The organism is Arthrobacter sp. E3 (assembly GCF_017353415.1).
Lineage (GTDB): Bacteria > Actinomycetota > Actinomycetes > Actinomycetales > Micrococcaceae > Specibacter.
The window spans coordinates 1-13,594 of record NZ_JAFMPX010000032.1; the positions used below are offsets into that span (position 1 = coordinate 1).

Annotated in this window: 8 protein-coding genes; 2 read left to right on the forward strand and 6 right to left on the reverse strand. The window is 61.7% G+C overall.

All coding sequences use genetic code 11. The features are described from left to right. The first annotated feature begins 75 nt into the window (after positions 1 to 75). Together JMA46_RS12975 and JMA46_RS12980 are read left to right on the forward strand one after the other, a co-directional pair. Positions 76 to 1,059 (forward strand): DnaJ C-terminal domain-containing protein, encoded by a 984-nt coding sequence (locus JMA46_RS12975; RefSeq protein ID WP_207345767.1) that lies wholly within the window; start codon positions 76 to 78, stop codon positions 1,057 to 1,059. Positions 1,060 to 1,249: 190 nt separating this feature from the next. Then, a complete protein-coding gene (locus tag JMA46_RS12980) occupies positions 1,250 to 1,690 on the forward strand; it encodes a helix-turn-helix transcriptional regulator (protein WP_207345768.1) in 441 nt (146 codons plus the stop codon). Positions 1,691 to 1,709: 19 nt separating this feature from the next. Here JMA46_RS12980 and JMA46_RS12985 read toward each other — a convergent pair whose 3' ends face one another. The 6 genes from JMA46_RS12985 to JMA46_RS13010 form a co-directional block, all read right to left on the reverse strand. Beyond that, positions 1,710 to 5,204 (reverse strand): DEAD/DEAH box helicase, encoded by a 3,495-nt coding sequence (locus JMA46_RS12985; protein ID WP_348770163.1) that lies wholly within the window; start codon positions 5,202 to 5,204, stop codon positions 1,710 to 1,712. 154 nt (positions 5,205 to 5,358) lie between these two features. Further along, positions 5,359 to 6,600: an MFS transporter gene (locus JMA46_RS12990; RefSeq protein WP_207345769.1), complete on the reverse strand. Its 1,242-nt coding sequence runs from the start codon at positions 6,598 to 6,600 to the stop codon at positions 5,359 to 5,361. Between the two features lie 68 nt (positions 6,601 to 6,668). Further along, the gene (gene narI / locus JMA46_RS12995; protein ID WP_207345770.1) at positions 6,669 to 7,415 is read right to left on the reverse strand and encodes a respiratory nitrate reductase subunit gamma; all 747 of its coding nucleotides are present in this window, start codon (positions 7,413 to 7,415) and stop codon (positions 6,669 to 6,671) included. 3 nt (positions 7,416 to 7,418) lie between these two features. Beyond that, positions 7,419 to 8,039, reverse strand: coding sequence for a nitrate reductase molybdenum cofactor assembly chaperone (gene narJ, locus JMA46_RS13000; RefSeq protein ID WP_207345771.1), 621 nt, complete (start codon positions 8,037 to 8,039; stop codon positions 7,419 to 7,421). Beyond that, on the reverse strand, positions 8,036 to 9,757 hold the full coding sequence (gene narH, locus JMA46_RS13005) for a nitrate reductase subunit beta (RefSeq protein WP_207345772.1): 1,722 nt from the start codon (positions 9,755 to 9,757) through the stop codon (positions 8,036 to 8,038). Before narH ends, narJ begins: the two co-directional genes overlap by 4 nt. Continuing rightward, a complete protein-coding gene (locus JMA46_RS13010; RefSeq protein WP_207345773.1) occupies positions 9,757 to 13,470 on the reverse strand; it encodes a nitrate reductase subunit alpha in 3,714 nt (1,237 codons plus the stop codon). Before JMA46_RS13010 ends, narH begins: the two co-directional genes overlap by 1 nt. Between the last annotated feature and the right edge of the window lie 124 nt (positions 13,471 to 13,594).

The following is a 13,594-nucleotide window of genomic DNA, read 5'->3' on the forward strand; positions in this document are numbered from 1 at the left end:
GGGTCGAGGCCCTCAGGCCTCGACCCGCCCGCCCAGCAAACCGCAGTACCCCACAACTTTTAGAAAGGAGGCGTCTTGGCAAGTCAGGACTGGGTAGAAAAAGACTTCTACAAGATTCTCGGTGTGGCCAAAGATGCATCGGATGCCGACATCAAAAAGGCATACCGAAAACTGGCACGTAAGTACCACCCGGATACGAACTCCGGCGACCCCAAAGCGGAAACGACTTTCAAGAACGTCTCCGAAGCGTATTCCGTGCTGTCAAACAAAGAAGACCGCGAGCAGTACGACGCCATCCGGGCCATGGGCGGCGGCGCCCGATTCAGCGCCGGTGGTAGTGGGCACAACGGCGGAGGCGGCTTTGAAGACGTCTTCGGCGACCTGTTCGGCGGCGGCCGGGGCGCACCTCGCGGTGCACCACGCGGCAATCCCGGCTTTGGTGGTTCCGGACTTCCGCCCGAATTTGCCGACCTGTTTGGCGGCGGTGGATTCGGCGGCTACCAACCGACACCGACCAAGGGTGCGGACCGCACGGCCAGCACCACCATCTCCTTTGCAGGTTCAATCAAGGGCACGAAGATCGGTCTGCGTGAACCTAACGGCGAAGTCATCGACGTCCGCATACCTGCAGGCATCAAGGACGGCCAAAAGGTTCGCGTCAAAGGCAAGGGTCAATCCGGCGCTGCTGGTCCTGGCGACTTGAATGTCACCGTCCACGTCAAGGCACATGACTTCTTTGTCAGGGACGGGAACAACATTCGAGTCCACGTCCCCGTGACGTTCGCCGAGGCTGCCCTGGGTGCAGACATCAGCGTACCCACACTGACAGGTGACATGGTGCGCGTCCGCGTGCCTGCCGGGACACCATCAGGGCGAACCCTGCGGGTCAAAGGTGCCGGAGTCAAAACGTCCAAGAGTGAAGGGGACCTGCTAGTCACCATCGACGTGACGGTTCCGCAAAAGCTCAGCAAGGAAGCCGAAGAGGCCGTCCGCGCCTTCGCGGCCGCTACTGCTGACGCCGATCCGCGCGCCACATTGGCGACCAAAGCCAAACTGTAATCCCCAAGCACTCCCAACCCTCGCAAGCTCGGGTCGGGACCCTCGCGCTTGTGGGCCCACCAAGCGCTCCCAAGCCTCGCAAGCTCGGGTCGGGACCCTCGCGCTTGTGGGCCCACCAAGCGCTCCCAAGCCTCGCAAGCTCGGGTCGGGACCCTCGCGCTTGTGGGCCCAGTCCAGAAAGGAGATCACTATGCAGATTGATCCATACTCACCCATTTTTGTGATCTCCGTGGCGGCTGAGCTGGCCGAGATGCACCCGCAAACGCTGCGCCAATATGACAGATTGGGCATTGTGAAGCCCAGCCGGGCCCCTGGCCGGGCCCGGCGGTACTCCCAGCACGACGTCGACATGCTGCGCGAAGTTCAGCGACTCTCCCAGGAGGGCGTGTCCCTGGAAGGGATCCGGCGCATTATGGAGCTTGAAAACCAGGTGAGTGCGCTGCGGGCCAAAGTGCTGGAACTGAGCGCCGCCCTTGAAACGGCATCGTCCGAGGTGGCAACACGGTCGCCGCGGGCCAACAGCCGCGTGTTCGCGGCGGGGCTCACCGGTGGCGACATCGTGGCCCTTGCCCGGGGTCAGCGTCCACGCCCACGCAGCCAAGCCGTGGTGATCTGGCGCCCCCAGCGGTAGGCGGACCGCCGCCGTCCCGCTAGTCGCGAAAAAGGCCGGCCAGGTCCATGGCCGTCAATGCGCCGCCTGACAGCGAATCCCCGCTCATTACATCGGAGAACAGCTGGGACTTTTTGGCCTTGAGCGCCATGACCTTTTCCTCGATGGTGTCCTTGGCGACCAAGCGGTAAACCATGACGTTCTTCTTCTGCCCAATGCGGTGCGTGCGGTCCACGGCTTGCGCCTCGGACGCTGGATTCCACCACGGGTCAAGGATGAATACGTAGTCGGCCTCGGTCAGGTTCAAGCCGAACCCACCGGCCTTGAGGCTGATCAGGAACAGCGGTGCCGTGCCGTTCTTGAATTCATCCACGACGGCGGACCTGTTCCGGGTGCCTCCATCGAGGTACGTGAAGTCGATTCCTTCGGCAATAAGCCTGTCACGGACCTTGCCCAGGAAGCCGGTGAACTGGCTGAAGATCAACGCACGGTGGCCTTCCCTGACCACGTCCTCCAACTGTTCGAACAACACATCCAGCTTTGAGGAGCGGACACCGGCCTGGCCCTCGTCGACAAGGGTCACGTCGAGGCTGAGCTGGCGCAGCAGGGTCAGGGACTGGAAGATGGTGAAGCGGTTCTTGTTCACATCCTCCAGCAGTCCCAAGATTTTGGCGCGTTCACGCTGCAAGTGGGTTTGGTATATCTTGTGGTGCCGTGGATTCAGCTCCACTTCCAGGATTTGTTCCTGCTTGGCTGGCAAGTCTGCAATGACGGCTTCCTTGGTGCGTCGCAGCATCAGGGGCTTGACCCGGGCGCGCAGCTTCGTCAGCAGTTCGGCGTCAGCGTTCTTCTCAATGGGACGCTGGTAAAACTCCGCAAATCGCTTTGGGCTGGGGAACAAGCCGGGAGCCACAATGGACAGCAGTGCCCACAGCTCCATGAGGTTGTTTTCCATGGGCGTGCCTGTCACGGCAAGCTTGAACGGTGCGTTGAGCTTGCGTGCGCACTGGTACGCCTTCGACTGGTGGTTCTTGACGAACTGGGCCTCGTCCAGGATCAGTCCGGCGAAGGGGTGCAGCCCATATTCCGCGAAGTCGATGCGGAACAGGGCGTAGGACGTGATGACAATGTCAGCTCCGGCAAAAAATGAGGCGGAGTCCATGCCACTCTTTGCAAAGGTTTCACCAACAGTGACAACACGCAGTCCTGGTGCGAACTTGATGCTTTCACTGGCCCAGTTGCCCACCACGGACGTGGGTGCCACCACCAGGAAAGGACGGCTCCCGGACTCTGTTCCAGGGATTGCAACTGCGCCGGGTGCGTTCGCATCCAGTAACCCGGCCTCGGCATCTGCCTTGACCTGGCACATCAACGCCAGTGCCTGGACTGTCTTGCCCAAGCCCATGTCATCCGCCAAGACGCCACCCAGCCCATAAGTGTACAAAAAGTGCAGCCAGTTGAAGCCGTCGAGTTGGTAAGGGCGCAGCGTCGCGTTCAACGTTGCCGGTGCGGGAAGGGGCTCGGGCGGGCCGCCGTCGAGCAACCCTGCAACGGCTTTGCGCCACGCCTGGGCCTGCTCATCAACGATGCCCAACTGGGCCAACTCATCCCACAAGCCAGCCTGGAAACGGCTGATCCGCAGCTCGCCGTCCTTGTTGTCATTGAGGCTGCGGGCTTCTTCAATCAAGGCACGCAGCTGGTGAAGTTCGGGGCGGTCCAACGAGAAGTACGCGCCGCTGGGCAGCAGCATGCGCGACTGCCCGGCCGCCAGTGCGGAGAACACGGCGGCGAAGGAGACGTACTGGCCTTCCAAGGTGATCACAATGCCCAGATCGAACCAGTCGCGCTCGTCGGTGGCCTTCGTGGAGATTGTCACCACGGGAGCTTCGGTGACCTCGCGGTAACTGGCGATGTCACCGGAAGTTTCCACCGTGACACCGGGCAGCTCAGACAACCTCGGCAGCACCGTTTCGGTCAACGTGAGCGTGTCCAAGCCGGTCAACTGAACGGACGCAGCAAGTGATGGTTCACCCCACGCATGGTTGGCGGCAACGCCCATGGCCGTGATGTCTTCCCACGGCCTGCCCACGCTCTCAATGAGCCGCGCCTCAGCGCCGGTGTCACGGACGGCGTTTTCGCCCAGTTCCGGCCACAGCGGCAATGAGTTGACGCGGCTGCCTGCCGGATAGTGCCATTCCCAGTGCAGACGGACGGTGTGGTCGGAACCGTAGGCCGCCAAAAGAGACAAAGTGGGCTCCACATAGGCGGGCAGTTCCACCGAATGATCGGCAGAAACCACAGGCGCGGACTGCTTGAGCTGGGGATAGAACTGGGTCAGGAACTTCTCCCTGGCCTGTTCCGGGATGTGGACGGTTTCCCTGCGCAACGCAAAGTCGAGCAATTGTGGCGAAGCGTTCGCTGCCAATGGGGCAAGGGTGATATTTCCACGTACGACGGCGTTGCGGCCTGGGGAAGTATTCCCACCGTGGCTGCCGGGCTCAGTTTCGTCGCTGAAGAACAGTCCGCTGGCAGGGTCGCCCAGCTTGCCGATGATCCCGCCCATGATGGGTGCTTCCTCCACCTCAATGAGCGGCCCCACATCCAGCCCGCCGGCTTCACCCTGCGTGACATCGAGTTGCACTGTTGCCTCATGCCCGGCGATGCGCACGGGATCCCCGCTGCCGGACTGCACGAGGGCGATGCCGCTCTTGTGCGCCCCGGCAAGCAGCTGCCAAAGGTTGCGGCCAGCGAAGCTGTTTAGCGACAGCCAGGCTCCGGCATTTCCGTGCACATACTGCCGGGGGCTGTGGGAAGAAGCGAATTCGCTCAACCATTCCAACTGTTTGGGGTCGTGCTCCCCGCCATAACTCAGGTAGCCGAGGGTGGCCCAGCTGACGCCAGACTTGACCCACTTTCCGCGTGTGCCCATGACGACGGGGCGGACATTCAAGATCGGTTCTGATGGAACGGTGCTTCCACGGCCGCGGTAGGAAAAACGGGGCGGGGGCACATGAAGTTCAAATTGGAGACCCAATGCTGGGGTGTCGCGGCTGGGGGCGGAAGCTGCTGGGGGCAGCAGGGCCGAGAGTGCGGCTTCCCAAGATTCGGTGGCTGTTTCAGCGGCGCCGGCTGCCGGGGCTGAGGTTGCGGATTTGCTGTCCTTGGCCTTGGCCAGCAACGTTTCAAGGAAGGTTGGTTCCCGTGGCTGTTCCTCAGGAACAAAGAAGTCGGTGAACGCCTGGTCATTTTCTGCGGCAGCAATCAAAGCCACGACGTGTTTGCAATTCTGCCGAACCGGGCAGTGGCAGATACCCACCCGGCAGGCGATGACGCCGTCGTGCTCGCGGACGAGCTTCGCAGTGGTCTTGTAAGCCTGGGAGCCTTGCACTGTGCCGGAAAGCAGGCCCGTTTCGGGTTCAAGCACAATGTCGCTGACACGGTCCTGGTCTGCGTAGACACGGCCTGCAGCGATGGAGTTATCGGTGAATCCGGCGATTCGCGTCAATAAACGGGAAGCAGCGGAGGAGTGCGTCACGTAACTTTTCCATCTGTCGGTTGGGGAGGGCTCAGGACTGCGAACCACATCTATCAATCTTACGCAGTATTGCGGACGCACGTTTACCTCGACACCAAAGAGGCTGCCCATCCTCAACAACAAGGAAGGGCAGCCTCAAGGGTACGGAGGCGGGTTACGTTCTGGACGCGACGCGATCCTTCGCCGGAGTCTTGACGAATACGAGGGTGAACAGCAATGCCACGACCGCCGTCACCACCAGCAAAGAAAGTCCAATGGCGTACTTGTAGCTTGAGGCGTCCGGGTTGTAGGTCATGCCCATGACCAGTGGCGGGAAGTACCCGCCCAAACCACCGGCGGCGCTGACTATGCCGCCGACGGTGCCCATCTTGCCTTCCGGGGACAGTTTGCCAACCCACGCAAACACGCCTCCGGTGCCCAGGCCAAGCGCTGCAGCCAGACCAATGAAGATGGGGCCCGCTTCGACGTCAGCAGCCGGTTCAAGAGCCACAAAGAAGCCCAAAATGGCCACGCCGGCCAGCGAGGCGATAACCACCGGCTTGGATCCCATTTTGTCAGCCAGCACGCCGCCAATGGGGCGGGCAAGAACCGCAGCCAAGGCAAAGCCGGCTGTTCGGGCGCCAGCTGAACTGGGATCAAATTCGTAGACGTCGCGCAGATAAGTGGGCAGGTATGTCGCAAAGGAGACGAAGCCGCCAAAGACCACCGCGTACAGGAAGCACAGTTTCCAGGTGACAGCCAGCTTTGAAGCGTCCATGAGCTTGGGCAGCACGGGCTCCTTGCTGGGCTTCCAATCGGGGGCGTTCTTCATGAAGAACCAGACAAGGACGGCCATGACTGCCAGCAAGACAGCGACGAGCAGGTGGGTTGGCACGTAGCCAATGGACTTCACCAGGCGTGGGTTGAGGAACGCAGCCAAGGCGGTTCCACCCATTCCGGCACCGAAGACGCCAGTGGCGAAGCCGCGTCTGGCCGGCGGGTACCAGGCACTGACGAAGGGAATGCCCACGGCGAATACCGTGCCCGCCACACCCAGCAGGAACCCGCCAATGAGGACCAGAGCGAAGGAGTTCAACGCCCCGCCCAGTGCGACGAGGAGAACTGTTGGAATGGTGGCGAGCAAAACGAACGTGAAAAGGGCGCGTCCACCGTATTTATCGGTCATGGCGCCCACCACAATGCGGCCTAACGAGCCCACAAAGATGGGCATTGCCACCAAGATTCCCATGGTCCCTGCAGAAAGGTCCATGTTCTTGGCGTAGTGCGTGCTCAAGGTCGCAATGATGTTCCATGCCCAGAACGCCACCACAGAGGCTGAAGTAGCCATGACCAAGTTCATTGCTTGGCCCTTAACGGCTTGAAGGGGAGGCGCGGTTGCCGCTGTTTCTCGTGCCATGGTCTCTCCTGGAGATCGCTTTTATCCGATAGGACAAACGTTGATTGGTACCTGGATAGGTAACGGGACTATCGGTGCTGTGTGTCTCTGTCGTGGGTGCCCACATCGGACCAGCCGTGGCGGTTTGCCACGCTGGCGCCCTTGTCCCGCGTGCGGTACACAATGTAGGGGCGGAACAGGTAGTGCAAGGGTGCCGTGAAGGCGTGGACCAGCCGGGTGAACGGCCAGATCATGAACAACGCCATGCCCACCAGGGTGTGGATATGGAATGAGAACGGCGCTGCGGCCATCGAGGCTATATCCGGCTGGAAGATGAACAGCGAGCGGAACCAAGGGGAGACCGTTTCGCGGTAGGTGACGCCGTGCTCGTCAAAGAACACGCTGGCAAGCGTTGTCCACAGGCCAAATACGATGGCAGCAACCAGCACCACGTACATGAGCTTGTCATTTTTGGTGGTGGCCATGAAAACGGGCCCGGTCTTGCGGCGGCGAACGATCAGGATGATGATCCCACCAAGGGTGCCAACTCCAGCAATCGAACCAACGAACAAAGCATTGAAGTGGTACAAGCTCTCGCTCATGCCCACCGCTTCAGTCCATGACTTGGGGATCACCAGGCCAAAGAAGTGCCCGGCGATGACTGCCAGGAGCCCAAAGTGGAAGATGGGGGAGCCAATGCGCAGCAGTTTGGATTCGTAGAGCTGGGAGGAGCGGGTGGTCCAGCCGAACTGGTCGTACTTGTAGCGCCAGATGGAGCCGCCAACCAGGATGACAACCATGATGTACGGCAGCACACCCCACAAAAAGATGTCCATTACTCATGCTCCTTTCATGGGCAGCAGTCGCGGGTCGTAAGGGTCGAGGCCAACGGATTCGGTGGGTGGACCGAAGCCTGCCATCCGCATGACGGCTTGTTCATCTGCCGGGGAGGCCCCGGGCAGAGTGTTGCAAACGGCTTGCACGATTTCCGTGTGTGCCAAGTTGTCACGCAGCAGCCCAAACTTGATGAGTTCAAGGCTGGGCCGGTACTGCTGCAACAATTCCTTGCCTGTTGCCATGTCAACGGTTGCTGCGTACTCCAGCACCATGGGCAGGAAATCAGGCAATTCCCCGCGCGTGTTCACGAGCGTGTCGGAACCGCGGTACACCTTCTTGAAGGCGCCCAGCACCTCGCCGCGGCGACGGGTGTCCCCGTCGGTCCAGTAGGACAGGTGCAGGGCATGGCGCTTGCCGAGGTCGAATTCTTCGACGTACTGGCTCTGCAACGCCATCAGATCTTTGTGTTCGAAGGAATCAAGCACTGTTGCGAACGGGGCCAGGGCCCCGGGGAACTCGCCGAGGGCTGCCCGCATGAGCGGCACCCGGTCAAGCAGCAGTTCATCCGGGTAGGACAGGCACCAAGCCGCAGCCAGGAATGTCACCTGGTCCTTGCGGGTCATGAACCCCCACCCCCTTCCAGCGCATCCTCACGGTCACCTTCGCGGGGCGGTTCGGTGGGGTGGTGCTGTGGGAACAGGCCAGCCGGGGCGCCGTTGCCGTCCCAGTTGAGCAGGTTCACCCGACCGCGCAGCGTGTCAGCCCCCGCTACTGAGTCGGACGTTTGCCGGTCGCGCAGAGCGTTGAACGTTTCCACGGCAACCGGAGTGGGGCGTCCGCTGGCTTCCCCGAATGGGGAGTCACCCATGGCACCCATGCCGGGTCCGCCGTCGAAGTCCAGGGAACAACCCATTTCCTCGAGGTCATGCGCCTGCTCGGCGTGCGCCTTGGGAATCACATAGCGTTCCTCGTACTTGGCGATCGCCATGAGCCGGTACATCTCATACATGGTTTCCCCATCCATGCCCACCGAGGCGGGAATGGATTCGTCGGGATCATTGCCCAGCGAGATGCCGCGCATGTAGGCACGCATGGCTGCCAACTTGCGCAGCACCTCCGTGACCAGCTCGGTGTCCCCAGCGGTAAAGAGCTCCGCGAGGTACTCAACCGGGATGCGGAGGGCGTCGATGGCGCCGAACAGCACATCCGAATCCTCCGCGTCGTGGCCCTGCTCACGGAGCAGGTCAACGACGGGCGACAGCGGCGGGATGTACCAAACCATGGGCATGGTGCGGTATTCCGGGTGCAGCGGCAGGGCCAGCTTGTACACCTTTGTCAGCGCATACACGGGCGACTTTTGGGCTGCATCGATCCAGTCTTCTTGGATGCCCTGCTCGCGGGCGGCCTTGATGACGGCAGGATCGTTGGGGTCCAGCAGCACATCCATCTGTGCCTGGTACAGGTGTTGCGGATCAGTGACGGAGGCAGCGGCGGTGACGGCATCGGCGTCGTACAGGAAAAGCCCCAAGTACCGCAGGCGGCCCACACAGGTTTCCGAGCAGACGGTGGGCAGGCCCACCTCGATGCGCGGGTAGCAGAACGTGCACTTCTCGGCCTTGCCGGTCTTGTGGTTGAAGTAGATTTTCTTGTACGGGCAGCCGGTCATGCACTGGCGCCAGCCGCGGCACTGGTCCTGGTCAACCAGGACAATGCCGTCCTCCACGCGCTTGTAAATGGCGCCGGAAGGGCATGAGGCCATGCACGAGGGGTTCAGGCAGTGCTCGCAAATGCGTGGCAGGTAGAACATGAACGTCTGCTCGAACTCAAACTTGATCTTGTCCTCGGACTCGCGGCGCACCTTCTCCACGATCGGGTCCAAGTGGCCCATTTCCTCGGTGCCGCCCAGGTCGTCGTCCCAGTTGGCGCTCCACGTGATCTTCGTGTCCTTGCCGGTGATGAGGGACTTGGGCCGGGCCACCGGGAAGTCATCGCCCAGGGGGGCGTCAACGAGGGTCTTGTAGTCGTAGGTCCAGGGCTCGTAGTAGTCCTTGAGCTCGGGCTGGATGGGGTTGGCGAAGAGGCCGAACAGCTTCTTCACACGCCCGCCGGCCTTCAGCTTGAGGCGGCCGCGCTTGTTCAGCTCCCAGCCACCCTTCCACTTTTCCTGATCCTCGTAGCGGCGCGGGTAGCCCTGTCCGGGGCGGGTCTCCACGTTGTTGAACCAGACGTATTCCACGCCTGCTCGGTTGGTCCATGCCTGCTTGCACGTGACAGAGCACGTGTGGCAGCCAATGCACTTGTCCAAGTTCATGACCATGCCCATTTGAGCCATAACACGCATTAGTACTGCACCTCCTGGGAACGGCGACGAATAGTGGAAACGTTGTCTCGCTGGTTGCCTGTTGGGCCGAGGTAGTTGAACGCGTAGGTCAGCTGACCGTAGGCGCCAATCAGGTGGGATGGCTTAACCAACAGGCGCGTCAGGGAGTTGTGGATACCGCCGCGGCGGCCGGTGGCCTCCGATTTGGGCACATCAATGGTGCGCTCCTGCGCGTGGTAGACGTACACCACACCTTCTGGCATGCGGTGGCTGACCACGGCGCGGGCAACGAACACGCCGTTCATGTTCACTGCCTCCACCCAGTCGTTGTCCATGACCTTGATGGACTTGGCATCCTGCGGACTCATCCACACCGTGGGACCGCCACGGGAGAGTGAGAGCATGAGCAGGTTGTCCTGGTACTCGGAGTGGATGGACCACTTGGAGTGCGGGGTCAGGTAGCGAACCACCACCTCCTTCTCCCCGTTGGGGCCGAACTTCGGCTCCCCAAACAAACGCTGCATGTCCAACGGCGGTCGGTAGATCGGCAGCGCCTCGCCAATGTCGATGATCCAGTCGTGGTCCAGGAAGAAGTGCATGCGACCGGTCAGCGTGTGGAAGGGCTTGAGCCGCTCAATGTTCTGCGTGAACGGTGAGTAGCGCCGCCCGCCCGTTTCAGAACCCGACCATTCCGGGGACGTGATGACAGGAACCGGACCGGCCTGCGTCATGGCGAAGGAAATAATCTTTTCCTCGGACCCTTCGGCAAGGTCCGCCAGCTTCACGCCTGTGCGCTTCTCCAATTCCTTGAAGCCGCTGACGGCCAGCTGGCCGTTGCAGGTGCCGGAGAACGTCAGGATGGCTTCGGCCATTTTCGCATCCGTGTCGATGGCCGGGCGTCCATGGGCAAAGCCGCCCATCATGACGCCGTTCGCCTTGGACAGGTGGTCCAGCGCCTTGTCCAGCTTGTAGTTGACGTCCTTGACGGTGAAGCCGAGCTTGTCTGCCAAGGGTCCGACGGCGGCCAGCTTGTGGGCGATGGCCGTGTAGTCGCGCTCCACCACGGTGAAGTTGGGCATGTTATGCCCTGGCACGCCTTCGATGCCGTCTTCACGCCAGTCGCGGACCACGCCTCCGGGCTGTGCGATCTGGCCCACGGTGTCGTGGATCATCGGCACGGTCACCAGGTCCTTGCGCGTGCCCAGGTGCTTGACGGACTGACGGGAGAGTTCCTCAGCCAACAGGTGGAACATCTCAAAGTCGGTCTTGGTTTCCCACGGCGGGTCGATGGCCGGGGTGAACGCGTGCACAAACGGGTGCATGTCAGTGGAGGAGAGGTCGTGCTTCTCATACCAGGTCGCCGCGGGGAACACGACGTCGGACAGCAAGGTGGTGCTGGTCATGCGGAAGTCCGCCGACATCAAGAAGTCCAGCTTTCCTTCCGGACCCTTTTCATGCCACTTGACGGTTTTCGGTTTCAGCGACGCTTCGCTGTCCTGGCCCATCACGTTGTTATGGGTGCCGAGCAGGTTGCGCAGGAAGTACTCGTTGCCCTTCGCGGAGGAACCAAACAGGTTCGAGCGCCACAGGACGAGGGTGCGCGGCCAGTTTTCGGGGGCGTCGATGTCCTCGATGGCTAGATCCAGGGAGCGGTTCTTCAAGGACTGTGCCACCCACGTCTTTTCATCCGGTGCCTCACCGGCGGCAACGGCTGCCTGTGCCTGGTCGGCGATGTCCAGCGGGTTTTTGTCGAAGTAGGGATAGAACGGCATCCAGCCAAGGCGGGCAGACTGTGCCAGGGCGTCGGCTGTGTGCATGCCGTCAAGGCTGCCCGTGGACAGGGGGGATTTCAGCGCATCCGCCGAGTACCCGTCCTGGCGCCACTGGTCGGTGTGCATGTACCAGTAGCCGGTGCCAATCATGGTCCGCGGCGGGCGTGACCAGTCCAGTGCGTTGGCCAGCGACACCCAACCGGTGAGCGGGCGAGTCTTTTCCTGACCCACATAGTGGGCCCAGCCGCCGCCATTGCGGCCCATGCAGCCTGTCAGCATGACGAGGGACAAAATGGCACGGTAGGTGGTGTCGCCGTGGAACCACTGGCAGATGCCGGCACCCATGATGATCATGGAACGGCCCTTGGACTGCTCGGCATTGCGGGCAAACTCGCGGGCTACACGGATGCAGGCTTGGGCGGGTACGGAGGTGATCTCCTCCTGCCACGCCGGAGTGTAGGGGGTGCTGGTGTCGTTGTAGTCCTTGGCCCAGTCGCCGGGGAGGCCGGGGCGGCCCACACCGTACTGGGCCAGCATGAGGTCGTAAACGGTGGTGACCACGTGGCCACCCACCACTGTGATGGGCACGCCACGACGCAAAATGGAACCGGCGCCGGTGGGGTCCTCAAAGCACGGCAGCAGGATTTCCGCAGACTCGGTGGAGACTTCGTCCAAGCTCAAGGCCGGTTCGATGCCCGTCAGGTCAAGGTTCCACTTGCCCTCGCCGGTCTTGGAATAGCGGTGCCCCAGGGTTCCGTTGGGGATGATGGCCGCCCCGGAGACCTTGTCGAAGAGCATCGTCTTGAACGCGGCGTCCTCTTCGAGTTCATTACCGGGGACGAACGCTGCGGTGAGGAATTTACCGGCGTTGTAGGTCCCGTCGTCGTTCTTCTCCAGGCGCACCAGGAACGGAAGGTCGGTGAACTGACGCACGTAGCCCTGGAAGAAGGGAACCTGCCGGTCCACGAAGAATTCCTTCAGTGTCACGTGCCCCATGCCCATGGCCAGGGCAGCGTCGGTGCCGGCCTGGGCGGGGAGCCATTCGTCGGCGAACTTCGTGTTGTCCGCGTAGTCGGGGCTGATGGCGATGACCTTTGTGCCGCGGTAGCGGACCTCGGTCATCCAGTGCGCGTCGGGGGTGCGGGTGACGGGAACGTTGGAGCCCCACATCATCAGGTAGGTGGCATCCCACCAGTCGCCGGATTCGGGCACATCCGTCTGGTCTCCAAAGACCTGCGGGCTGGCCACGGGAAGGTCGGCGTACCAGTCATAGAAGGACGTCATGACGCCACCGATGAGCTGCACGAAGCGGGTGCCGATGGTGTGGCTGACCATGGACATGGCGGGGATGGGGGAGAAGCCCGAGACCCGGTCGGGGCCGTAGTTCTTGATCGTGTTCACGTGTGCGGCAGCGGCAATTTCCAGCGCCTCGGCCCACGATGTGCGAACCAAGCCGCCCTTGCCACGGGCATTCTGGTAGCGGCGGCGCTTGTCCGGATCGCCGGCAACCTCGGCAAAGGCCAGCACCGGATCCTTCAGGCGTGACTTGGCCTCACGGTACATGTCCACGAGCACGCCGCGGGCATACGGGAAACGGACCCTTGTAGGGGAGTACGTGTACCAGGAAAATGCAGCGCCGCGGGGGCAACCGCGGGGTTCGTACTCGGGGCTGTCAGGGCCCACCGAGGGGTAGTCGGTCTGCTGCGACTCCCACGTGATGATGCCGTCCTTGACATACACCTTCCATGAACATGAACCGGTGCAGTTCACGCCGTGCGTGGATCGCACCACCTTGTCATGACTCCACCGGTCGCGATAGAAAATATCACCCGCCCGGCCACCCTCGCGAAAAACTGCACGCGAGTCAGCGGTCTCGTCCCATTTCGTAAAGAAACGGCCAAGCTTCAACATTGCATCCGACGCAGGCCCATCGACCCCGGCGACAAAAGGTTCAGCACTCATGCCACCACCCTATGGGGTGGGTGATACCAATTCTAGGGACGCTGTATTAGTCAACAGTTACCTGCTGTATTTCTTCTCTATTACTTGCCTAGATTATGCGACTTTTTAGTTTGGGGGCTGAAAA

What these genes read in the sequence shown, in the direction of transcription:
- JMA46_RS12980 (WP_207345768.1), top strand. Translation starts at nt 1,250, where the DNA reads ATGCAGATTGATCCATACTCACCCATTTTTGTGATCTCCGTGGCGGCT.
- JMA46_RS12990 (WP_207345769.1), bottom strand. Translation starts at nt 6,600, where the DNA reads ATGGCACGAGAAACAGCGGCAACCGCGCCTCCCCTTCAAGCCGTTAAG.
- narI (WP_207345770.1), bottom strand. Translation starts at nt 7,415, where the DNA reads ATGGACATCTTTTTGTGGGGTGTGCTGCCGTACATCATGGTTGTCATC.
- narJ (WP_207345771.1), bottom strand. Translation starts at nt 8,039, where the DNA reads ATGACCCGCAAGGACCAGGTGACATTCCTGGCTGCGGCTTGGTGCCTG.
- narH (WP_207345772.1), bottom strand. Translation starts at nt 9,757, where the DNA reads ATGCGTGTTATGGCTCAAATGGGCATGGTCATGAACTTGGACAAGTGC.
- JMA46_RS13010 (WP_207345773.1), bottom strand. Translation starts at nt 13,470, where the DNA reads ATGAGTGCTGAACCTTTTGTCGCCGGGGTCGATGGGCCTGCGTCGGAT.